The 23368-nt window shown below is 58.6% G+C and carries 22 protein-coding genes and 1 pseudogene; 6 read left to right on the forward strand and 17 right to left on the reverse strand.

What is annotated here, in order from left to right; all coding sequences use genetic code 11:
• Nucleotides 1–27: 27 nt before the first annotated feature.
• Nucleotides 28–1359 carry a TAXI family TRAP transporter solute-binding subunit gene (locus tag INT39_RS16640; RefSeq protein WP_193075124.1) on the reverse strand — a complete coding sequence of 444 codons (1332 nt, stop codon included), beginning with the start codon at nt 1357–1359 and terminating at the stop codon, nt 28–30.
• Between the two features lie 180 nt (nt 1360–1539).
• Here INT39_RS16640 and rnk point away from each other — a divergent pair, with 180 nt between their 5' ends.
• The gene (gene rnk / locus INT39_RS16645; protein WP_193075125.1) at nt 1540–1947 is read left to right on the forward strand and encodes a nucleoside diphosphate kinase regulator; all 408 of its coding nucleotides are present in this window, start codon (nt 1540–1542) and stop codon (nt 1945–1947) included.
• A 44-nt stretch (nt 1948–1991) separates the two neighbouring features.
• Here rnk and rmuC read toward each other — a convergent pair whose 3' ends face one another.
• Complete coding sequence (rmuC, locus tag INT39_RS16650; RefSeq protein WP_193075126.1) at nt 1992–3545, reverse strand: DNA recombination protein RmuC; 1554 nt, start codon at nt 3543–3545, stop codon at nt 1992–1994.
• Between the two features lie 183 nt (nt 3546–3728).
• Here rmuC and INT39_RS16655 point away from each other — a divergent pair, with 183 nt between their 5' ends.
• On the forward strand, nt 3729–5054 hold the full coding sequence (locus INT39_RS16655) for a sigma-54 dependent transcriptional regulator (protein WP_193075221.1): 1326 nt from the start codon (nt 3729–3731) through the stop codon (nt 5052–5054).
• 26 nt (nt 5055–5080) lie between these two features.
• Here INT39_RS16655 and INT39_RS16660 read toward each other — a convergent pair.
• The 11 genes and pseudogenes from INT39_RS16660 to INT39_RS16710 form a co-directional block, all read right to left on the reverse strand.
• Nucleotides 5081–6250, reverse strand: a pseudogene (locus tag INT39_RS16660) (hypothetical protein); the annotation flags it as partial.
• A gap of 105 nt (nt 6251–6355) precedes the next feature.
• Nucleotides 6356–7132 carry a hypothetical protein gene (locus INT39_RS16665; protein ID WP_193075127.1) on the reverse strand — a complete coding sequence of 259 codons (777 nt, stop codon included), beginning with the start codon at nt 7130–7132 and terminating at the stop codon, nt 6356–6358.
• A gap of 52 nt (nt 7133–7184) precedes the next feature.
• Nucleotides 7185–7880: a C39 family peptidase gene (locus INT39_RS16670; protein WP_413468936.1), complete on the reverse strand. Its 696-nt coding sequence runs from the start codon at nt 7878–7880 to the stop codon at nt 7185–7187.
• Nucleotides 7881–7934: 54 nt separating this feature from the next.
• The gene (locus INT39_RS16675; RefSeq protein WP_193075128.1) at nt 7935–8762 is read right to left on the reverse strand and encodes a heme utilization protein; all 828 of its coding nucleotides are present in this window, start codon (nt 8760–8762) and stop codon (nt 7935–7937) included.
• A 54-nt stretch (nt 8763–8816) separates the two neighbouring features.
• Nucleotides 8817–9383, reverse strand: coding sequence for an adhesin (locus tag INT39_RS16680; protein ID WP_193075129.1), 567 nt, complete (start codon nt 9381–9383; stop codon nt 8817–8819).
• A gap of 2 nt (nt 9384–9385) precedes the next feature.
• Nucleotides 9386–9856, reverse strand: coding sequence for a hypothetical protein (locus INT39_RS16685; RefSeq protein ID WP_226944855.1), 471 nt, complete (start codon nt 9854–9856; stop codon nt 9386–9388).
• Between the two features lie 400 nt (nt 9857–10256).
• Entirely contained in the window at nt 10257–10952 is a 696-nt protein-coding gene (locus INT39_RS16690) for an NrdJb (RefSeq protein ID WP_193075130.1), read from the reverse strand.
• A gap of 74 nt (nt 10953–11026) precedes the next feature.
• Entirely contained in the window at nt 11027–13183 is a 2157-nt protein-coding gene (locus INT39_RS16695; RefSeq protein ID WP_413468937.1) for an adenosylcobalamin-dependent ribonucleoside-diphosphate reductase, read from the reverse strand.
• Between the two features lie 183 nt (nt 13184–13366).
• Nucleotides 13367–13957: a DUF1285 domain-containing protein gene (locus tag INT39_RS16700; protein WP_193075132.1), complete on the reverse strand. Its 591-nt coding sequence runs from the start codon at nt 13955–13957 to the stop codon at nt 13367–13369.
• A 31-nt stretch (nt 13958–13988) separates the two neighbouring features.
• Nucleotides 13989–14603, reverse strand: coding sequence for a DUF4823 domain-containing protein (locus INT39_RS16705; RefSeq protein ID WP_193075133.1), 615 nt, complete (start codon nt 14601–14603; stop codon nt 13989–13991).
• Nucleotides 14600–15499: a radical SAM protein gene (locus INT39_RS16710; protein WP_193075134.1), complete on the reverse strand. Its 900-nt coding sequence runs from the start codon at nt 15497–15499 to the stop codon at nt 14600–14602. Before INT39_RS16710 ends, INT39_RS16705 begins: the two co-directional genes overlap by 4 nt.
• A 184-nt stretch (nt 15500–15683) precedes the next feature.
• On the opposite strand from INT39_RS16710, the gene INT39_RS16715 reads away from it, so the two are divergent.
• Nucleotides 15684–17366 (forward strand): carboxylesterase/lipase family protein, encoded by a 1683-nt coding sequence (locus tag INT39_RS16715; protein ID WP_193075135.1) that lies wholly within the window; start codon nt 15684–15686, stop codon nt 17364–17366.
• A 3-nt stretch (nt 17367–17369) separates the two neighbouring features.
• On the opposite strand, the gene INT39_RS16720 is transcribed toward INT39_RS16715, so the two are convergent.
• Together INT39_RS16720 and INT39_RS16725 are read right to left on the reverse strand one after the other, a co-directional pair.
• Complete coding sequence (locus tag INT39_RS16720; protein WP_226944856.1) at nt 17370–18422, reverse strand: amidohydrolase family protein; 1053 nt, start codon at nt 18420–18422, stop codon at nt 17370–17372.
• A gap of 68 nt (nt 18423–18490) precedes the next feature.
• Nucleotides 18491–19129 (reverse strand): TetR/AcrR family transcriptional regulator, encoded by a 639-nt coding sequence (locus tag INT39_RS16725; protein WP_193075136.1) that lies wholly within the window; start codon nt 19127–19129, stop codon nt 18491–18493.
• A 174-nt stretch (nt 19130–19303) separates the two neighbouring features.
• On the opposite strand from INT39_RS16725, the gene INT39_RS16730 reads away from it, so the two are divergent.
• The 3 genes from INT39_RS16730 to wrbA all read left to right on the forward strand — a co-directional run bounded on the left by INT39_RS16730 (nt 19304) and on the right by wrbA (nt 22224).
• Nucleotides 19304–20455 carry an aminotransferase class V-fold PLP-dependent enzyme gene (locus INT39_RS16730; protein ID WP_193075137.1) on the forward strand — a complete coding sequence of 384 codons (1152 nt, stop codon included), beginning with the start codon at nt 19304–19306 and terminating at the stop codon, nt 20453–20455.
• 355 nt (nt 20456–20810) lie between these two features.
• On the forward strand, nt 20811–21509 hold the full coding sequence (locus INT39_RS16735) for a pirin family protein (protein WP_193075138.1): 699 nt from the start codon (nt 20811–20813) through the stop codon (nt 21507–21509).
• A gap of 115 nt (nt 21510–21624) precedes the next feature.
• Complete coding sequence (gene wrbA, locus INT39_RS16740; RefSeq protein WP_193075226.1) at nt 21625–22224, forward strand: NAD(P)H:quinone oxidoreductase; 600 nt, start codon at nt 21625–21627, stop codon at nt 22222–22224.
• Between the two features lies 1 nt (nt 22225).
• On the opposite strand, the gene INT39_RS16745 is transcribed toward wrbA, so the two are convergent.
• Entirely contained in the window at nt 22226–23005 is a 780-nt protein-coding gene (locus INT39_RS16745; protein WP_193075139.1) for a TatD family hydrolase, read from the reverse strand.
• Between the two features lie 2 nt (nt 23006–23007).
• A complete protein-coding gene (locus INT39_RS16750; RefSeq protein WP_193075140.1) occupies nt 23008–23361 on the reverse strand; it encodes a PilZ domain-containing protein in 354 nt (117 codons plus the stop codon).
• Nucleotides 23362–23368 lie beyond the last annotated feature (7 nt).

Raw genomic sequence — 23368 nt, forward strand, 5'->3', positions numbered from 1 at the left:
TACCTCTGCGTCCCCCTTAGGCTCATGTCATTCTGAATTGCCACTCTGCATCTGCCGCAGCCGGCTGATCATGTAGCCGACATGCAGATGCAGACTGTACAGTTCATGGGCGTAGGACAAAGGCACATCTACCCGGGTCAGCTCATCCTCAAGCTTGACCAGGTTGTCTATTTCCCGCCCCAGTACCTGTTTTATGCCACCGTTGTGAATCAGCTTGTCCACCCGCCGCAAGTCAGCGTACCAGCGGTAGACGCGTGCCCGCATACGCCAGGTATAGAGTGGGCCCATGCTCTTCAACAACGGTAGCATGATGACGATGAAGGGAATCAACAGCACCACATAACGGTCTGCTATGGAGGCTATCCAGAACGGCAGGTAGCGCTGCAGGATCGGCACGCCGTGCTCGTGGTAATACGCGGCTTCGCCGCTCAGCTCCAATTCCATGGGCATGGCAGCCGGGAAAGCGCCCGGTGGGTCCAGCAGACTGCCGTGGCGTAATACGTCGGCGGTGGCCTGCAACACCAGCGATGCCAGTGCCGGGTGAAAGGCTTCGTTGATGACCAGCGTCGCCACCGGTGATAGCAACGCCGTGCGCTGCGCAGGAATATTACGCGGCAGGTCGAGCAGTCCTTCCGGGATACTCAGGGTATCGAGGAAAGGCAGTCTCGCGGCCAGCGCCTCGGTCTGAGCCAGATCAACCAACTCCAGGTCAGGGTCGGCCAATAGCTGGCGCACCGTCGCGTTGCCCACCGGCAACACAAAAAAAGCAGCATCCAATTCGCCGGCATGCAGTGCGTCTGCCGAAGCGCGAGCGGAAAGCCGCTGCCAGTTGCCCGCCGCTATATCCTCTTCGCCCGCATGTTCGCCCAGTTGGCTGAACACACTGCGAACCACAGCCCAGGTACCGCTGCCCAGACTCCCAACCGACACTCTGCGCCCCTGCAGATCCAACAGCCGGGAGAGGTCTGCACCACGGCGCTGGAGCAGCCATAGAGGCTCATGATAGATAGCTGCCAGCCCTTCCAGCTGGGTCAGTTGATGCGCATCGAGCAGATCAGTGGTGCCACTCTGGATCAACCCCAGTTGAACCTCACCGGAGCCATCCGTCAGACGCTTCAGATTCTCCACCGAGCCACTGCTGGTTCGCAGCTCCAGGGTCAAGCCATCCTCATTCAACCGCTCTTTCAATGCCAGTGCGAAGCCATGATAACCACCGCTCTCACCCCCAGTAGTCATGACCAGCGTACGTGGCGGCGCTGGATCGAGAAAATGGAACAGCCCCCATGCCAGCAGCAGCGCCAGCGGTACAATCCACAGATTGGTGCGAACGAACAAGGCGACCTGTTTCACCACGCGCATATAACCCTCTCCCTCTAAAGAATGACACGGCAAAACCACACAAGCGCCAAAACCGGTGAGGAGCTTGCAAGAAGTTGCCATTCTGGTACTGTCTATCTATGTCGACGTCCTGTCGGCTTCTTTACCTGTTTCCCAAATATTGTTTTTTATTGTCCTCAACAAGGAGTAATGCTGTTCGCCATGAGCAAATCACCTTCTATCGTGCTCACCCGTCTGGATGTCCAACGCCTGGATGAGGTGTTGAATACCCTGGACGCGCCGATCGACCTCCTGGATGCGCTCGAGAACGAGATGCTGCGGGCCAAGGTTGTGAGTCACACGCGCGTTGCTCCAGACGTGGTCACCATGAACTCCACGGTGCGCTTCGCGGATGAAACCAGTGGCCGCGAAATGGTCCTGACCTTGGTGTACCCCGACAAAGCAGGCCCCGAAGGCACCATTTCGGTACTGGCTCCTGTCGGCATTGCGCTGCTGGGCTTGAAGAAAAACCAAAGCATCGACTGGGTTGGCCCCAATGGCCGTCCGCTCAAGCTCAAGATCATCGACATCGAATACCAGCCCGAAGCCAGCGGCGACTTCCATCTGTAAGGCCCGGCGCCCTGCCGGGTCTCGTTCTTCCCTCTCGAATATCATCAAAGCGTATCTGCTGACGCATCGTGCCCGAGTTCAAGCTCGGCACGATCAGTCCAGTGTTCGCCCAACTCGCCTTTTACCGAGACACCCAGTTCCTTGAAGTCCTGGACCTGCTTGACCAGGTTGCCGCGACCATTGATCAGCTGATCCCGTGCTCTGCGGTAGGCTTCACCCGCTCGATCAAGCCCCTTCTCGATCTGATCCATGCTGCCGAGAAAGGTACGCAGCTTGTCATGGATGCGAGCAGCGCGCTCGGCCAGTTCGGCGGTGTGACGGTTCTGGTCTTCGAAACGCCAGAGCTGGCGGACGATATTCAAGCTGGTCAACAGGGTGGTCGGCGTGGCGACCAGCACATTCTGCTCGATAGCCTTCTGAAACAATGTCTCATCCGCCTTGAGTGCTTCCACAAAAGCAGACTCGATGGGCACAAACATGAATACCATCTCCGGTGCGTTGAGTCCCGGCAGGTCGAAATAATTGCGCTCGGAAAGCTCGCGGATACGCTGGCCGAAAGCATGAACATGTTCAGCCAGCGCCACTCGCCGCTCGGTTTCATCCTCGCTGTTGATATAGCGGGTATAGGCATTCAGCGAGACCTTGGCATCGATGATCAGATGCTTGTCCTGGGGCAGGTACACCAGCGCGTCGGGGCGCTGACGCTGGCCATCCGCCGTGCTCATGCTCACTTCACGCTGAAAATCGATCCCGGCACGCAGGCCGGAGCGTTCCAGTACGTTTTCCAGGATCAGCTCGCCCCAGTTGCCCTGGGTCTTCTTCTGGCCCCGCAGAGCGGTACTCAGCTCATGCGCCTCCTGAGTAATCTGCTGGTTGAGCTGTTTCAGATGTTGCAGCTCCTGCGCCAGGGCCGCCTGCTGCTGAGTATCCTTGTGGTGGATGTCCTCGACCTTGCTGCGAAACTGATCGATCTGTTCGCGGAAGGGTTTGAGCAAAGCGTCCAGAGATTGCTGACTGGTCTGGGTGAACGTCTGCCCCTTGGCTTCGAAGATGCGCCCAGCCAGCTGTTCAAACTCCAGCTTGAGCTGCTCGCGGCTGTCCTTGAGCAACTGTTGCTGCTCATCGAAATGTTGCTGACGCTGACTCAAGGTGGTCTGCAAGGTGGAATGTTCCACTCGCAACTGCTCATGGGCCTGTTGCAGTTGTTGCAAGCGCTGTTCCAGCGTCTGACGTTCGCCATGCAATTGCTCACGTTGCCGCTGTTGTTCCTGGACCTGGGTCTGGAAGCGCTCGGCGCTACGTTGCCACTCGTTGCCCTGCCCCTCGGCCTCGGTCAGCCGTGTCGCCAGCCGATCACGCTCAGTCCTGAGGCGAGCCACGGATTCCTGCAGGTGTTCGAGGCGAGTCTCCAAACTCAGTTGACTACCCAGTTGCTGGTGTAGCTCCAGCTGTTGACGGTAGCTTTCCTCCTGTAGCTCGTCGACCCTTTGTTGCAGCAGCCGTTCCCGGCGCAGCAGTACCCAGCCGGTGAGAAGCCACCCGCCCAATAGGGCCAGGCTGAGCAAGGGCAATAAAAATCGCATTTCATTCAAGGGCATGGGGCATCTCCTTAGACTGCCAGTATTATCCCTGCGTATGACTGAATATGTAACCGTGACCGGCTGAAGACGGGGTATGACTTCGGCTGTATGAGTTATCCGCCTGTTGCAGTCTCGCGGCCATCTGCTATGTTCAGACGACACCTCTGCCCCAATAACAATGTCATCGTACGAAGGATCGTCATGCTGGACGTGGCCACTGCTTCACCCCACCGGTTATTGATGGTGGACCCCTGCAACGCCTGCCTGGCGCTGCAGAAACGCCTGAGTGATGCCGGGTGGAACGTTATTACGGCACCGCTGGACCGACTTGGACAGCCAGAATACGCGCTGGGTATGCTCCGACTGCAAGCTGCGCATGTCGCCAATCTTGGCAGACTCAAGATACTTCTCAGCCAGACCGGCATTCAATGGGTGGTGGTGGTCTCTCCGGAACTGCTGGAACAACCTGGCGTTGCACAATTTGTTGCCGAGTGGTTCCTCGACTATCACACCCTGCCCTTCGATGATTCTCGTATCCATATCGCCTTGGGTCGCGCTTGTGGCATGGCCCGCCTGCGGCGTCGCTACCAACAACAGGCCTGGCCGAGCGAAGAGCTCTTTCTCGGCAACAGCGATGAGGCGCTCGCCCTGCGCAATCTGGTGATGCGCGTAGCGCCGACCGACTCGCCAGTGATGATCCGCGGCGAAAGCGGCTCGGGCAAGGAGCTGGTTGCCCATGGTCTGCATGCCGGCTCGCGGCGCAAGGACGCCGCCTTTGTCGCGGTGAACTGCGGCGCCATACCGGAGCACCTAATCCAGTCGGAGTTGTTCGGCCATGAAAAAGGCGCCTTCACCGGCGCCCATCAACGCAAGATAGGACGAATCGAATCGGCCGATGGCGGCACCCTGTTTCTTGATGAAATCGGCGATTTGCCGCTGGAAATGCAGGCAAATCTGCTGCGCTTTCTGCAGGAAATGCAGATCGCGCGTGTGGGTGGTACCCAGTCGATCAGCGTCGATGTGCGGGTGTTGGCGGCCACGCATGTGGACCTGGAAAAGGCGATCAGTGAAGGACGTTTTCGCGAAGATCTGTATTACCGGCTGAATGTGCTGGAAGTGCGCACCGCCCCGCTCCGCGAGCGCCAGGCTGACATCGTGCCCATGGCCACGCACTTTGCCCAGCTATATACCGCAGAAACTGGCTACCGACCCCGCAACTTCAGTAGCGACGCAATCAGCGCAATGCTGCGCCATCCTTGGCCGGGCAATGCCCGAGAGCTGGCCAACCGAGTGCGCCGAGGCATGGTCCTGGCCGAGAGCAGAGAAATAGAGCCAGTAGACCTGGGGCTGACCTGCGCTGCCGAGCTGGAGGTCGAAAGCTTACAGACCTGGATATGGCGCGCGGAACGTCAGGCGCTGCATGCCGCCATCAGCCACTTTCCCAACAATATGGTGCAGGTAGCACGACAGCTGGAGATCTCCCGCCCGACGCTGTACCGGTTATTGCACAAACATCAGATCCGTTGAAGTCAGCATGCCCCGCCTGCAGTCGGTCAGAAGTAGTAGGGAAACTTCAGGCTCAAGCTGAAATCCGGTGCGTCCGGGGTCAGCCCCATCGACAGGTTGGGCACCACAGTCAACCGATCACTTGCCGCCAGGGTCATGCCGATATTGAAATAGGCGGCATTGGCATCACTGCCATTGACCGTCTGCCAGCCACCGCCCTGGTATTTGATGCGGCTGCTGCGACTGATCAGCTCGGAGAAGGAGATCGACAGGCTCATACGCTCGTTCAAAGCGAAAGCCATGCCCAGTCCGAACTGGAAGTAGTCACCCAACTTGACGCTGCCGGGTACTTTCACGCCTCGCTGGGCGCTGATGTCATCAAACTCCTCGTCGAAGTTGTGGGTATACGCCAGGTTGCCAAACAGCACCGCCGGATCCAGGGTCTTGACCAGCGAAATGCCTGCCGTGGCTGACCAAACGCCGTTACCCGTGGGCAGCGACTCCGGCACCGTGAGGTTGTCGTTGCCGGGTACCTGATCCAGTTTGATGCCATAGGGATGGTCGCCAGTGGGCGTCTTGACCCGGAGGCTGAGTACCGCATCAGGTCGGCCGGGTTGCTCATCAAGAAACTTGTAGGCCACCCCGAAGCTGATATCGCCCAGTTTGGGTCCACCGTCCACCACCTGCTCACTGTAAGTCGAACTGGCTCCGCCAGCACCGGCCGAACGGTAGGTGGTTTCGCGGTAGATATAGGGCACGTTGATATCGAACTGCCAACGCTGGCGCCAGTTGTAACGGGCAGTCAGATCGAAGGTGAAGGTATCGGCGTTGATTTCATCGACGCCGATATTGCCGAGAAAGATTGCATCCAAGGCGAGAAAACCGTTGAGAAACAGTTGTCGCGTATCGTAGTGACTATAAGTCAGGCCCGGTTCGAGGCTGAAGCTGCCCCCACCGAAAAACCCGCTGGCTTCCTGATAAAGCGCCTCCACACTGGGCGCTGGATCGGAGTTGTCGCGCAGTGACTGGCCATATCCTGAGGCGCTGCTGCCCTGCCCCGGGTTGGCCGCTGCGACACGGGTTGGTGCGGCGCGGGTAGCCGGCGCTGCGACGCTCGAGGCACCTTCGAGCTGGCGCAAACGCTGCTCCAGAATCATCAAGGCATTCTGTTGCGCCTCGTAGCGCTGGCGCAGCACATCCAGCTCTTGGCGCAACGCCCCCTCTTCACCGGTCTGCGCCATCAAATTACCGGCCACTGCCAACAGCAGGACGCCACCAGCCATTCTCCGCATGATGCTCTTCCTTGTTCTCATTGTGTGTATTCAATAACCGCCAGGGCGCAGCGCGCGAAGCTGTTCCAGACTACAGTTGGCCATATCCTGACCCAACGGCAGATCGCGCAGAGCGACGCTCAGAGTGGCCAGGTTTCGAGCGCTGTTCAGATTGCCGCTGAAGTTGGCCTGCTGGGTGATATTGCCACCACCGATCTGCTGCAGTGCATTCCCCTGAGTCCCAGCATCCAGTTGGATCTGCAAACCACCATTGCGGGTGCTGACCAGCACGTCGCCGGCAGCGCCGGTATAGGCAGTCGAGCCGTTCCAGGGCACGGCGTTGGTGTCCTGCGTCTGGGCGCTGTTCCCCCTGGTAACGACGATCTCCAGATTGTTCAGCCCCTCGTTGTAATCACCGGCACTGCGCACACTTTGGGAAATCCCTTGCACGCCGGTCAGCCCGGCGCCACCCACGACCTGACCACTGCCGGGAATGACTGCAGTTCCGTTGCCCTGATCCTCGGTGTGTGATGTCAATTGGGTGATATGGAGGCTAGGCTGCGCCTGATCATCGACCTGAAAGGTGATCCCGGCGCCAATGGTCTGGCCGGCGCTGTTCTCCCAGATGCTGCTCATGGTCACGCCAAAATGAATAATGCGCCCTGGCATGACATAGCGACCACGCAATTGCGCCAGCTCGTCATCATGCAGCTCCGCCGCTTGAAAAGGGTTACCGGCACTGGCCGGCAAACTCAATGCAACCAGACTGCCTGCCAGCCATGCCAGAGTCTGATGCCGTTTACTACACCAGCTGCGTAGTGATTTCATGCTCTCTCTCCTTACCCAGCGTCACCCACCCCATAGAGCATCGTCGGTCTACTCAGAAAAAATCGCTCTGCAAAAAACCGAACTCCATCAACTCGGCATCCTTCACCGGAGCAAACTTATCCAGCCGATGGCGCGCTGTCAGAGGCTCAGGCGGCGTCAGCAATGCGTTCTGGCGGTCATAGCTGGGACCAATCAAGGCGAATACGATGCCGTTCCAGCCCTGTGCAAACTCATCAAGTGTCATTTTCTTGTGCCCGAGTACCGGGTCACCGATATATACCCAGCCGTCATTACTGGTTTGCATGACCACGAAGTGTCGGTAACCACGGATATCCATCAGCACGATCGAAGGCACCTTCACTTCCATCAGTTGTGGCGGCTGCAATCGGTAGCCGCGTGCGCGCAATCCTTGCTCCTGGGCATAGCGTTTCATGTCCAGCATGGAGAATCCCATGGTCCGTACCTGCTGCGGATCAGCGCCGGCCAGCATGCCCTGGATGACATCTTCCTCACTGAGATTCCGGCCGTAGGCCTCGTTCAGCAAGGTCGCCATGGCAGCGGCGCCACAGCTGAAATCGGTTTTTTGTTGCACCAGATTGGCAAAGCGCCGTTCACGCAGACTCATCACCGGCTTGAAGACCAGACCGCCGCCAGGCAAGGCGGCAAAGGGCTTCTCCGTTGCCTGTCCGGGAATCCAGCACAGGGACAACAACAGACCGGCCATTAACAGTGCGAGCGGAGGTTTCATCGGCGCTTGTCCAGAATAGGGGAAAGGACCCGGGAGACCCGGGTCCGATATCGCTTACAGGCAGGCGTAGCAGCCGGCAGCGATGGACAGCGAGTTGCTCTGCTGGTTGGTACCACCAGCAGCAACGTTCACGCCGACGTTACCCGACACGTTGTTGAGCGATCCGAGCAGGTTGGCGTTGTTCTGAACATTCTGGTTGGTGGTGGGCTGTTGGTTGCCTGGGTGACCTCCGCCCCAGTTCCCGCCATAACCCGAGGCGATCGTATTAAGGCTGGAGTCACCGGCTTCAACTCCGTTGTAGGTGGCACTGGAAACCGCGAGCTGCATGACTTCGATTGATGCTTCTGCGTTCTGCGCTGCTTCGGAAGAGGCGATGGTCACATCGTTCTTCTGCTGGTTGAAGCCACCAGCAGCCACGTTCAACCCGAGGTTACCCGAGTAGTTGTTGGCCGTGTTGTTCACCTTCGCGTTGTTGGTGACGTCCAGGTTCGCCAGGGTGTTACCGGCATTGACCTGACCAATAGCGATAGTGGAGGTAGCAGTATTGCCGAAGACGAAATCAGCATCTGCCGTGGAGATCGCAGCTGCGTTGGCCTGCTGGTTGGTATCACCGGCGGCGACGTTGACCCCAGCGTTACCGGAGGAATTATGCAGAGCATCCTGCACCAGGGCATTGTTTTCAGTACCGTCATTATCCACGCGATTACCCAGGCTGACCTGAACATCTAGGATCGATGCTGCAGACATGGACGGTTCGCCTTCCGGTTGGTTGTTACCATTTCCAGGCCCGTTATGGTTTCCGCCACCTCCAGCCATGGCGCCAAACGACAGAGTTGCGGCGATAGCGAACGCGAGAGGTGCAAGCTTGCTTGTTGTTTTCATGATCTATTCCTTGTGTGGCTATCAATTCAGTTTCAGTAGGAACTGCCTATACAACTACTCCACCATTCGAATGCCGAGATTGTTGACCATACGGTTGCCAACCCCCGCACCCTGATTCAGCTGAACCACCCCGCGGCTGCCGGAAAAAGCCTGATCATCGATTTCGACCAGACGCTCCCCTGCCCCGAATGGCTCCGCAGCTGAATTGAAAAACGACCCTGCTGCACTCTGCGCCAGCACTTGGTCGTCGAGGCTTTCGGGCCGGGCTGCTGCGCCGAGCCGAAAGCCATTGATCTGCTGGTTACCCGCTCCAGCGCCCTGGTTCACCCCCAACACACCGCTGCCGCCACTGAAGGAGGCGCCGCGAATGTGCGCCCCCAGATCGACCGCCGCATCAGTGCTCAGCACACCGTCGCGGTGCTGCTCCACATCAAGCGTGGGGAAGGCACCAGCCGAAACGGCCCGGGCGTTGACCTGTTGTTGCAGGTTGCCGCTGGCCTGATTGACCATCAGCACCCCCTGATAACCCGCGGCACTGCTATCGATGGTTGCCGTATTCTCGGCGGCGTGAGCACCGGCGGCCAACAGCAAACCGAGGCCGACTATCATGTGCAAGGCCATGCTCACTTCCCCCCCAGCATCTGCAACGGCCGTAACCCTTGCTGAATGCTGCGACTGACCTGCCCACCGGCGTTTCCTGCTACACCGCCACCATGACCTGCTGGATTGAGCCCTGCTGCGCCCCCGCCGGTGGGCACCGGATTGGCCGGGCCTGCGCCGAACGGCAAATTACTGAAAGCATTGGAAAAACGGCTGCCGCTGCTGATCCCGGCAAAGTCACGGTCGGACATTTCAGTGGGTGCCAGCCCAGCATCCAGCGCTTGATTGAGCATGGCGTCACGTCGCGGATTCACTACCAGGGGGTTGGGGTCCGGCACCAGTTCCTGACGCGCCGCCGCACGGGGCTGCACTTGTCTGGAGATGATGATGTCGCCATCCGCGCCGTAGACTGGCAACTGCGTCGCTATACACAGCGCCAACCCGGCCAGGCAGAGCAGTACCTGAATCATCAGTGAGGAGAGCGAAGGGTTCATGGCAGACATCTCTTTTTTATAAGTCGGCACTCGCCGTTCATGTCATGAGAAGAGCAAGCTCCATGCCTGAAACAAAATAACCTTAATATTCAAAAAGTTGAGATGCTTTTATAAAACTGAAATGCAGTATCTGTATCAGAACTGAAACACCCTCAGGGGCGTACTGCGAACCCAGTCCCGGCAAAGCCACAGACGACGCGCTCTGGTGCGGTTCGAGGAGAGTCTCAGAATTGAAACACTCGGCCGGCAGCAACCGAATTGCTGGCCTGGAGAGCAATTCGGTGTATCAGTTATGAGCGAAGCGGAGGGAAACAACGATGCTGACGAACGCCAGCCGGGCAAAAAGAGGATAAGCAGGAACCTGCGCCGGTGGTGCCGGCGCAGGGGAATACTCAGTACATCAGCCGCACTTGCTGTCACCACAGGCCAGGCAAGTCAGACAACCGTCCATCTGCACGGCCGCCTTGGTGTGACACTTGCCGCACATCTGCGCGCCGGAGGGATAGGTTTCGGCGCTGTCATCGCAATCGGCCGCTGCCTGCGCCGGTGCGCTGGCACTGAGGAACTCAGCGCGCTTCTGGTCCAGATAGGCGCGCTGATGCTCGTCCATTTCGTCCTCGAGCATGCCGATACGCTTGAGGTGGCATTCCAGCACATCGCCGATTTCCGCGACCAGTGACGGCATCCAGCGACCGCCGCGCTTCATGTAACCGCCCTTGGGATCGAAGACGCTGTTAAGTTCCTCGACCAGGAAGGTGCAATCGCCGCCTTTGCGGAATACCGCGGAAATGATCAGCGTCAGCGCCGAAATCCACTGGTAGTGCTCCATGTTCTTCGAGTTGATGAATATCTCGAAAGGGCGGCGGGTCTCGTGGTCGCTGCCAGGGTTGAGCACCACGTCATTGATGGTGACGTAGATCGCATGCTCGGAGGTCGGTGTCTTGATCTTGTAGGTCGAACCCTCAAGAAACTCGGGCCGTTTGAGCTTCTCGTGCATTTCGACATAGGTAGGCGCTGCCGGTTCCGGCGCCTTGGCCGGCTCGTCCGGCTTGACCACTGCATAGTCGACAATCTTGCTGGTTATCTTGAGTGCCATGTCCATCTTCCTCGCCCTGCGCCGCGGCAGGGCTGTATTTGTAGTTACCAAGTCATCAATTGGGCGCCAGCGGCTCAGAATTTGCCGTAATAGCCTTCCTTGAGCGCATCATACAGGTTGGCTGCCGAGTGCATCTCGCCGTCGTATTCGATTTCTTCTCCACCTTTGGCCTCGATGATGCTGCCGTCTTCCAGTTTGAAGCGGTAGGTGGTGTTGGCCAGATCCTGCTCCTTCACCAACACGCCCTGGAAGGCTTCGGGGTTGAAACGGAAGGTGGTGCAGCCTTTCAGCCCCTTGTGGTAGGCGTACAGGTAGATGTCCTTGAAATCCTCGTAGGGATAATCGGTCGGTACGTTGGCAGTTTTGGAGATCGAGGAATCGATCCACTTCTGCGCCGCGGCCTGCACATCCACATGCTCGGTGGGCTTCACGTCATCGGCGGCGATGAAGTAGTCTGGCAGGTTACGCGAGGCCGCTTCCATGTCCGGCAGCGCCTGGGGATCGATGAACTCGCGGTAGGCCAGCAGCTCGAAGCTGAACACGTCGACCTTTTCCTTGGACTTCTTGCCCTCACGGATCACGTTACGGAAGTAGTGATGGGCGAAGCTCGGCTCGATACCATTGGAGGCGTTGTTGGCCAACGACAGGGAAATGGTACCGGTCGGCGCAATCGAGCTGTGGTGAGTGAAACGCGAGCCGTGCTCGGCCAAGGCCTCGACCAATGCCGCGTCCTCGCCCGCTACCTGCTGCATGTAACGGCTGTACTTGGCCCACAGCACCTTGCCCTTGACCTTCTGGCCGACCTTGAAACCGTCCCTCTTCATTTCCGGACGCTTGGCCAGCATGGCTCCGGTCACAGTGAACTCTTCTTCCATGATCGGCGCCGGGCCTTTCTCTTCGCTCAGCTTCAAACCGGTGCGCCAGCCTTGCAGGGCCATTTCCCTGGAGACCTCTTCGGTGAACTCCAGCGATGCAGCATCGCCATAGCGCATGCGCAGCATGGTCATGGTCGAGCCCAGGCCCAAGAAGCCCATGCCATGGCGGCGTTTACGGAAGATTTCGTTGCGCTGCTCTTCCAGCGGCAGACCATTGATTTCGACCACGTTGTCCAGCATGCGGGTGAAGATGTCGACTACCTTGCGATACTCATCCCAATCGAACCGCGCCTTGTCGGTGAAGGGGTCACGAACAAACAGGGTCAGGTTGATCGAGCCGAGCAGGCAGGCACCATAGGGCGGCAGCGGCTGCTCGCCACAGGGGTTGGTGGCGCGGATCTCTTCGCAGAACCAGTTATTATTCATCTGGTTGACGCGGTCAATCAGGATGAAACCCGGCTCGGCGAAGTCGTAGGTGGAGGTCATGATCATGTCCCAGATGCGCCGCGCCTTCATGGTGCGGAACACCCGGCAAGCGATCAGGCCATCTTCACGGGTAACGTAACGCTCGTTGCTCGGCCATTCGCGCCAGATCACCTGTTCGGGATCATTGATATCCACACCATCGGCCTCGGCCTCCCCTTCGCTCAGCGGAAAAGCCAGCTTCCACTCACTGTCGGATTCCACCGCCTCCATGAACTCCTCGGTGATCAGCAGCGACAGGTTGAACTGGCGCAGTCGACCGCCCTCACGCTTGGCGCGAATGAAATCCGCCACATCCGGATGACCTACATCGAATGTCGCCATCTGTGCGCCACGACGGCCGCCAGCCGACGATACGGTGAAGCACATCTTGTCGTAGATATCCATGAACGACAGCGGTCCGGAGGTATAAGCGCCAGCGCCGGACACATAGGCGCCACGCGGGCGCAGCGTGGAGAATTCATAACCGATGCCGCAACCGGCCTTCAACGTCAGACCGGCCTCGTGCAGCTTGGAAAGTATGTCGTCCATGGAGTCGCCGATGGTCGCCGACACAGTGCAGTTGATGGTCGAGGTGGCGGGTTTGTGCGCCAGCGCACCGGCATTGGAGGTGATACGGCCAGCAGGGATGGCGCCATGGCGCAGTGCCCAGAGAAACTTGTCGTGCCACTCCTCACGCAGCTCCGGTGCTTCGACCTCGGCCAGGGCGCGGGCAACACGCTGATAGGTCTCATCGACAGTCTGGTCGATGGCGACACCGTCCTTGGTCTTGAGCCGATATTTGGTGTCCCAGATATCTTCCGAGGCCGGCTGCATGGGGAGGCTGGTTACGACATTATGCAGACGTTGAACCCTGGCTGTTTGACTCATCATATTCTCCTGGAATCAGTGCTTTACGGGCTTGACAAACGCGCATGCCTTCTCATCCTTGCGCCCGAAAACCACTACTGGTTGTGCGTAAGTGCGAATCCTAGTCCCAGATATGGTAAATATCAACAGCAAAGGAAGAGTGATTTTCTTCTTCAGGGTCTTGACTTGTGCCGATGCCGCAACGGCTCAGGCGGAGACCGCCGAGCCATCTATCGGAAAGAAGCTGCCGTCACTCCAGACACCGATGCGCGCCTGATCGTCGACCGTTTCTTCGACCGCCAGGTCAGCCAACTCATAGAATACATTGCGATGAATCAGCGCCTGCAGGTTACTGCGCAGCAGCACGTAGGGTGACGGCTCATGGGTATTGATATCGACCCGGACGGTGATCGGATGCTCTTCGCCAGCCACCACGCTGTGCCTCAGACTGGTAAAGAAGGTCAGGCGTTGCTCCTTGCCCTGCCCCGCTACCTCCAGTCGTACTGCAACGAAAGGCACGTCATCAACCTTGATCGCCCAACGCTCTACCGGCGTGACCAGGTAGTAGCGGCCATCCTCATCCAGCCGCAGGATGCCGGAGAACAGCTGCGCCAGGGATTTTCGGCTGATGGGCCCACCTTCGTGATACCAGGTGCCGTCGCGGGTGATATGCATATCCAGTTCGCCACTGAATTCCGGATGCCACAGATGCACCGGTGCCGGCTCACGGGCATCGGCGGTGGTCGATTCGGGCAGGCTGTCGAGTAGCGATTGGGGTGGTGGTTGTCGATTGTCCATGAGTACCTCGATATCTGATTGCTCAGGCCATTCAGCGGCTGCCCAGCAGTTGACGTGTGTAATCTTCCATCGGTTCCCGCAGCAGGTCTTCCGGGCGGGATTTGTAGAAAGCCAGAAAGCCTGTGCGACTGTTGATGGTGGTAAAGTCGATGACCCGTTCGGTGCTGGCTTCCAGCAACATCAGCTGCAGCACCACCTGATCACGTCCCACATCGCCGTCGTTGGCCTGCTCTGGTGTCGGCTGCGCACCGGCGCTGCTCTGGGCGCTGGCGAAGCGGGTGTACAGCAGATAATCGAGCCCCTGCTGACGGGTCCGCGCCAGCGCTTCATTCAGCCCCAGCGGCTGCTCGGCGCGGCGCACCATGGGGAATACCTGCACCGCGGCGGCAAAGCCTTCCTCGGCGAGAATGTTCGGCCGCGCATAGGCATGGCCGACCGGCACGAAATGACTCTGCGCGATGTACAGTCGCGAGTCCGCCTGCAAGCGGAAGTTGCCGCTGCGGCTGATCTGGTAGCGATCCAGCAACCCGGCATCGCTGAGATAAAAGCGCCCTTTTTCTGTCATCTGCGAGGGCGTACAACCCGCTGCCAGCACTGCCAGCGTCAGCAGGGTGGTGATGTGGGACAGCCATAGGGGCAATTTCATAGTCCACGCATCCGTTCCGGGCGCAGCCCGGCCTGTTCCGGTTGTTCGATCGCCTGACGCACCTGAGCCTGCAGGCGCGGCTTGTCGGCGCCCAGCACGCCCTTCAATACCAGATAGTTGGAGGCGTGATCACTACGAAAGACCGTATCGGTCAATTCCAGCACATTCAGGAATTGTTCGATCTCGCTAAACAGACCAGCCTGATCCAGCGGCTGAAAGTCCGGAAACTGCCCCTGGTAACGGGCCAGCCCGTTCGGAAAGCTGACCACCAGGGTGGACAGAAAGTCTGGCTGGGTGAGGTTCATCAGCCGCGCCGAATTCAGCGCGTGCTGCTCACTCAGGCTGCGCCCACCCAGACCATTGAGAATCATCACCGATGTATTCAGCCCGGCCTCTTTGGCCTTCAGCAGGGCATCGGCGGTGGAATCGAAGGTCTCGCCCTTGTTAACCCGCTGGAGCACTTCATCATCACCAGACTCGGCGCCGACATAGAGCATCTGCAAGCCGGCCTCGCGCAGCTGCCTGAGTTCCTCCACGGATTTGCGGCGCAGATTGCGCGGCAGGCAGTACGAAGTGACCCGCTGCACCTCGGGCAGATGCTCGCGGATCGCCTGCAGAATGCGCAGCAGACGGTGCGTCGGCAGCACCATGGCGTCGCCGTCGGCGAGAAACACCCGCTGTACAATCAACTGTTCGCCACTGCGGCGGATCTCATCCAGCACCTGCTGCTCGTCACGGGCGCGAAATTTCTTCTGCGGCGCGGTGTACATATCGCAGAAGGTGCACTGGTTCCATGAGCAACCATTGGTCACCGGCAGGATCAGCGAATGCGCCTCGCTCGGCGGACGGAATACCGGTTCGATGTAGTCGATGGGAAAACGGGCCTGACCAGACATGGGGCACTCCATAGCAAAGTTCGCCGTGCAGTTTACAGGATAGTCCGCCGAACTCCTTCCCCTACGTGTCTGAAGCGATCACCCGTATGGGTTTAGCGTGCAACCGCTGATTCTTTTACAGTTTCCATGCAACAGAAGGCGTTTTGCCAGGGTCCTCGGCTGAATAATCAAACGGATAAAAATAATGCTTAAGAAAACCTGTACCACACCATCTCGCTTCCTCCTGTCCTCTCTGTCCGCCATGGTTCTGGCTGCAAGTCTGAGCGGCTGCCTGTCTGGGGGCGGCGGTGGATCGAGCAGTGACGGAGGCTCTTCCGCGAACCCGCTGAAAGTCACCACTGAGCAGGGTGACTATGTCGGCATCGAGCATGACGGCATGCGTGTATACCGCGGCATCCTCTATGGCGTCGCTGAGCGTTTTGCCGCCCCCGCCCTCCCGCCGGCTCACTCTGATGCCATCCAGTTGAACGAGACCTTCGGCAGCAACTGTCCGCAGGCTGACAGCGCTTTCGGCGAAGCCAGCCTGGATGAGAACTGCCTGTTTCTCAACGTCTATACGCCCGAGGAGCCCGGTGACTATCCGGTGATGGTATGGGTTCACGGTGGCGCCTTCATTTACGGCTCCGGCGGTGCCAGTTACGACCCGGTGCGACTGGTGGACCAGGGTGTGGTCGTGGTGACGCTCAACTACCGTCTGGGCGCACTGGGCTTTCTGCCCCATGCCGCACTGGGCGACGCCAACTTCGGGCTGCAGGACCAGCAGCTGGCACTTGAGTGGGTCCAGGCCAATATCGAACAGTTCGATGGCGATGCAGGTAATGTCACCCTCTTCGGTGAGTCTGCCGGTGGCCACAGTGTGCTGAGCCAGTTGGCCTCGCCAAGCGCGGCTGGCTTGTTCCACAAGGCCATCGTGCAGAGTGGGGCCTATAACGGCGCACAGGTTCCATTGACTGACACATCCTATGGCCCAGTAATCATTCCAGGGGGGCAGACACTTTTTGGCGATCCCACTGTGGCACAAACTGATTGCGCAGATGCGACGGATGCTCAACTGACGGCCTGTTTGAAAGGGCTTTCGGTGGCTGAGATTCTGGCGGCCCAGCCCGGCAATATCCTCCCCGTCACCGGAACCGAGACCTTACCCCTATCCATCAACCAGGCACTGGCCAGCGGCAACTTCAACAAGGTACCGGTGATGATGGGCAGCAACCTGGATGAGGGCGCGTTGTTCAGCCTGCTGGCCGCGCTGGAAGGGGCCGACTTCACCACCCCGGCTGGCTATCAGGCGGCCGTTGCGAAACTGCTTCAAGAAGATCCGACCCTGGATGCCGCCAGTATCGGTCAGCACTATCTGAGCCAGAGCGTCGCCGCAGGCAGTACCTCACCCTTTATGGATGCCCATTCCGCCATCGGCACCGATTGGCGGTTCAACTGCCCCAACAATGCCCAGTGGGGTCTGCTACAAGGCGAGGTGAACACCTGGGGCTACTGGTTCACCGACCGCAATGCGCCGAGCATTCTCGGACCGCTGCCCTTCCCCCTCGGCGCGGCGCATTCCTTCGAGATTCAGTACGTGCTGAGTTCAGAGGACACGTTGAAGGAGCGCGGCGCTGGCGAAAACCAACTGGCTCTGGCGCGGGAGATGGCTGGTTATTGGGTCAACTTTGCCAAATACGGTGATGATCCGAACATCGGCCCCAACGCCACCGATGGTGCCGCAGAGGCGGTCGAATGGCCTCGGCTGAACGGCGACGGCAATATCCTCCGTCTCGATGCACCGACGCCAGCGGTGGTTGCCATAGACGACTTCCGCGATACCCATCAGTGCGCTTATTGGGCCAACCCACCTACAATACAAGCGAACTGATCCCTACCTGGCGGCTGCTGCTTCGGCAGTCGCCTTCCCTTCCGATTCATCGCGTTTGGCGGCCGGCAAGATCGCCAGAAAATTACTCCCTGCCACCTTATGCGCCACCGCCTCGGGCAAGGCGTCGAGAAAGACGCCGAACCCGCTCATGTATTCCCCCATACTGCCGAACTTGCCCACCACATCCGAGCCGATCATGAAGCGATCCGGGAAACGTTCCACCAGCTGCAGCCAGCGTGGATCCGGCTCACCATCACTGTCGAGCAGGTACGGCTCCAGCATGGTCCAGGACAGGTCGATATAAAGGTTCGGATACAGCCCGAGCAGCCGCTCCACCTCGTCGAACAGAAATTTCAATTTCTCCTGGTGACGATGGATCTCCTTGCTGGTACCGGCATGGGCCCAGATGAAGCGCACCTGTGGATGGTCGCGCAGAGACTCTTCCAGCTCCGGCAGGTACAGCGGATTGCGTTCCCGTTTGGAGGTGATATTGCTGTGAATCATCACCGGCAGATCGTATTCTGCGGCCAGGTAGTAGATCCGATCCATCGCCTCGCTGTTGGCCCGGGGCGTCTCGCTGTTGGTCAGCGCGGTCAGGTCGTCGTGACGGGTGAAGACTTCGCCGATGCCTTGCCACATGCCCGGATAGGTTTCCAGCAGGCGGCGTACATGCTCATCGGCGTTCTTGTCGTTGGGGTTGAAACCGGAGAGAAACGGATGAAAACGCGCCCGCTGTTTTTCATCCAGTTCTTCAAGCGCATGCGCGACGATGTAATCCGTTGCGCTGAACCAATAGGCTCCGGCGTCATCCCCAGCGTAATAGCGCGGTCGACGTGGTTCATCCTCATGCCATTTCTTGGCTACCGGAATACCGCTGATCATGACGTGGCGGATATTGTGCTCATCCATCTGCTGCAACAGCTCGGCCATGCCGTCGGTTTCCTGAAAGAAATCGACATAGTGCAGATGAGCGTCGGTGTAACTGTAATCACGCGCCTCGACAGGCAGCGTCAACAAGGCGGCAATCAGACACAGAGCAGAACGTAAGGATGGCAAGCGGGCATTCCTGTTGAAATAGGTTGCCCGGTAGACCTGCCGCTTCGCATCAAGTTCACCAACCGCCCTCAGGCAGGCTCGCCATCCTTCCTGCGCTTGGAGCGGTTACCCATGCGCACGCCGATATCCATCAGGAACTGCATATAGCCTTCCTTGTCTTCGATCACATCCTGCCAGAACGGCGAGTGATACATGGACATGGCGCCGTGCACCATCGCCCAGGCTGCGCAATAGTGAAAGTACGCCGGGACGTTCTCCAGCTTGCCTTCATCTATCCGCTCCTGAATCACGCCGGTCAGATGGTTGAAGTTGGATGCGCGGATGCGGTGCAGCTCTTCGACCAGCTCCGGCATCTGATTGGCCTTGACCACCTTTTCCTCAAGACGATCAAACAGTCGATAGCGCTCGGGATCACTCATGCGAAAGGCAAAATATTCGCGCGACAGCGCTTCCCGATCTGCTTCGATGTTCTCGGAGTGCAGCAGCTCGGCCAGATCGCGCTCATAATCGAGCATCAACCGCAGGTAGATTTCGGCCTTGGATTTGAAGTGTTTGTAGATGGTGCCCTTGCCGATCCCCACGTCATCGGCGATCATTTCGACCGTGACGCTGTCTTCTCCCTGCTCCAGGAACAGACGCAAGGCCGAAGCCAGGATCTCCTGTTCGCGACGCTGAAATTCCCGAACCTTGCGTGATTCTTTCTGCATGTGCTTACCTGCCTGCATGAGCGTGACGATGAGAATGCATTATGCCAATTTCATGACCGGTTGCACACTTCTGGTATTTATATGACCAGAAATTCACCCCTCAACGATATTGCGTTCCGTTTATTGCCAGTCACGCTATCATCAAACTCAATGCAACCTGGACAGGACCTGACCATGCTCCACGATTCACAGTGGGACGATGAGTTCCCTCAAGACCCGAACCTCTGCTATCTGAACCATGCCGCCGTGGCACCCTGGCCGAAGCGTGCGGCTGATGCAGTCACCGCATTCGCCCAAGAGAATACCACCCAGGGAGCACAGGATTACCCCCGCTGGATCCAATTGGAACATCGCCTTCGCGGCCAGCTCAAGACCTTGCTCAACGCGTCGAGCAAAGGAGATATTGCCTTGGTGAAGAACACCTCCGAGGCTCTTTCGCTGGTAGCCATGGGGCTGGACTGGTCGGCTGGTGACGAGGTGCTGATCAGCGATCAGGAGTTTCCATCCAACCGGATTCCCTGGCAGGCTCTGGAAGGCCGCGGCGTAACCGTGCGCCAGATTGGCCTCGATGACGACGACCCCGAAGCTGCTCTGATAGCGGCGATGGGGCCGGCAACTCGGCTGCTGAGCATCAGCTCGGTGCAATATGCCAGCGGCCTGCGCATGGATCTTGCGCGTCTCGGTCGCGCCTGCCGCGAGCGCAATATTCTGTTCTGCGTCGACGCCATTCAGTCACTCGGCGCGCTGCCCTTCGATGTGCAGGCTATCGATTGCGACTTCGCCATGGCTGATGGGCATAAATGGTTGCTCGGCCCAGAGGGTCTGGGGGTGTTCTATTGTCGCCGTGAAGCTCGCGATCGGCTCAAGCTGACCCAGTTCGGTTGGCACATGGTCGAAGCCATGGGGGATTATGATCGTGACGATTGGGTGCCGGCGAGCACCGCGCGGCGTTTCGAGCCGGGCAGTCCCAATACGCTGGCCCAACATGCGCTGTCAGCGAGCCTGGAGTTGCTGCTTGAAGTCGGTGAAAAACGGATCCAGGAAGCATTACAGCAACGCACCGCTTACCTGCTGCAATCCCTCGGCACCCTTCCCGGCATGCGCGTCCTCAGTCCGAACGCACCGGAGCGCCGCGCGGGCATCGTCACCTTTACCATTAGCGGGTACGACAACAGTTGGCTGTACCAGAAACTGAAAGAGGCTGGCGTTGTCTGCGCTGAGCGTGGCGGTGGTATTCGCTGGTCACCGCACTTCTATACACCGCAACCGGTGTTGGACAAGGCCTTGGACATTCTCAAGCGGACGCTGAAACAAGCCAGGGAGTGACTCGGTCACGATAAGCCCGCCACCCTTATTTCGAATAGGTTTAATGAAGAGGGCATTTCGAGTGGAAATGCCGTAAAAGTCGGCAATACTTAACACATCAGGCGCCGTACCTCCCCCAAGTGCTGCGTCTGACAGAAAAGGACCTGTCCCTTTCTGTATCACTCCTAATGGTCTTGACCCGAATTTCTCCCCCGGAATTCGGGTTCTTTTTTTCAGTAGCCTTGCCGCACCAAATCAATCTAAATATCCGATCATAAAGTCGCGATAATTGCGCTTTTAACTGTTAATAAATAGATAGATCATGACTCCATCAGGTCGAAGCGTGTATCGACCTCAACAAAACAGGAGGTATGCAATGATCGAACTGCGCCCTTATCAGGAGCTCGGCGGCGCTCAGCATGGGTGGCTGGATACTCGCCATCATTTTTCCTTTGCTGAGTATCATGATCCCAAGCGTATGCACTGGGGGCATTTACGGGTATGGAACGATGACATCATCGCGCCCCACTCCGGATTTCCCGGGCACCCGCACCGCGATATGGAGATCATCACCTACGTACGCTCCGGCGCCATCACCCACCGTGATCACCTCGGCAATGAGGGCCGTACCGTAGCCGGCGATGTACAGGTAATGAGCGCCGGTACCGGCATCGCTCACAGTGAATTCAACCTGGAAGATGAGGAAACGCGAATCTTCCAGATCTGGATTCTGCCCAATAAAAAGGGATTGCCGCCCAGCTGGGGTACCCGGCAGTTTCCACGGGATGAGCGCAGCGGAGACTTCGTCACCCTGGCCAGCGGTGTGCAAGAGGATATGGACGCACTGCCTATCCGCGCTGATGCGCGGGTGGTCGCCGCTACACTGAAGGCTGGCCAGACAGCCGAATATCAGATTGAGCCGGGGCGCAAAGTGTATCTGGTACCCGCCAGCGGGCGGGTAGATATCAATGGCGTGATGGCCGCGGCGGGAGATGGCGTAGCCATCCACGACGAGACACTGCTGCGGTTCACCGCTGAAGACGAGAGCGAAATCGTGCTGGTGGATGTCGCATGAGGGACTGCATCTCTCTGTACAGGGCTGTAAAGGAGTGGCTCCAATGGGCTTGATCAGCAATTTCATTGCCCGCGCCATGGGCTACAGTGATAACACACCGAAAGAGGAAGCAAAGATGACCAAGGTATTAGTGCTCTACCATTCCATGTACGGCCATATCGAAACCATGGCCAGCGCCATTGCCGAAGGTGCGCGCGGTGTCGACGGAGTCGAGGTGACCGTCAAGCGCGTACCGGAAACCATGAATGCCGACGCCTTTGCCGCTGCGGGCGGCAAGACCGATCAGCAAGCTCCGGAAGCCAGTCCGGCCGAGCTGGCTGACTATGATGCGATCATCGTCGGCACGCCGACCCGTTTCGGTAACATGACCGGCCAGATGCGCAATTTCTTTGACCAGACCGGCGGCCTATGGGCCAAGGGCGCCTTGGCAGGCAAGGTAGCCAGTGTATTCACCTCCACCGGTACCGGCGGCGGTGAAGAAATGACCATCACCTCCACCTGGACCACCCTGGCGCACCACGGCATGATCATAGTGCCTATCGGCTACACCACCCCGGAGCTGTTCGACGTGTCGCAGGTCGGCGGTGGCACACCTTATGGCGCCTCCACCATTGCCGGTGGTGATGGTTCACGCCAGCCGGATGACCGAGAACTGGCAATTGCACGCCATCAGGGTAAGCATGTGGCGCAGATCGCCAGCAAGCTGAACAGCTGACTCAGGTTGCAGTAAGGGGGAACAACCGATGGAAGTTTGCCGTGGTGTTCTCCCAAAGCCGCTCCAGCGGCTCGTCACGCAGCTCAGCGAGAAAGGCCGCCACTTCACAGACGAACTGCGGCTCGTTGGGCTTGCCGCGGTGAGGTACAGGCGCCAGGTAGGGTGAGTCCGTCTCGACCAGCAACCGGTCGGCAGGTATACGCCGCGCCACATCCCGCAGCGCCTCGGCATTGCGGAAGGTGACGATACCCGACAGGGAAATGTAATACCCCATATCCAGTGCCGCGCGCGCCATGTCCCAGTCTTCAGTGAAACAATGCAGTACCCCGGCATCCGCCAGATCCGCGTCACGCAGCATGTCCAGCGTATCCTCCCGCGCTTCGCGGGTATGAATGATCACAGGCTTGCCGGTAGTGCTGGCAGCTTGCAGATGGCAGCGGAAGGAGTCCTGCTGCGCCTGAGCCATATCCGGCTGATAGTGGTAGTCCAGCCCAGTCTCACCGATGGCAGCGACACGCGGATGGTTCAGTGCCTCCAGCAACCAGGCCAGATCGGTCGGATCGTTGCGCGCCAGATCCAGCGGATGAATCCCCACACTGCACCATACATCCTCGTATTGTTCGGCCAGTTGTTTGACCACGGGGGCATTGGCCGCATCCACACCGATGCAAAGAAACTTGCCGACGCCGCGTTCGCGGGCGGCATTCAAAGCGTTGTCGAGGGAGCCGTCGTGGGCAGTCAGGTCGAGTCGGTCGAGATGGCAGTGGGAATCTATCAGCATGGTCACATGGTATGGGTCGGGCGGTCGGACTTGAGCGCACCGGCCAGGTAGGTTTCAATTTTGCTGCGGGCAGTATTGTCCTGATCACTGAACTGCACACCTATACCGGCCGCACGGTTACCCTGTGCGCCCCGCGGTGTAATCCAGATCACCTTACCCGCCACCGGGATCTTTTCCGGCTCTTCCATCAGGCTGAGCAACATGAACACCTCATCGCCCAACTGATAGGATTTGTTGGTGGGAATGAACATCCCGCCATGTTTTACAAAGGGCATATAGGCGGCATACAGCACCGACTTATCCTTGATCGTCAGCGAAAGAATGCCGTTGCGAGGTCCTGACGCAGCCATATTCATATCCATA

This window comes from Pseudomonas sp. FME51, assembly GCF_014897305.1.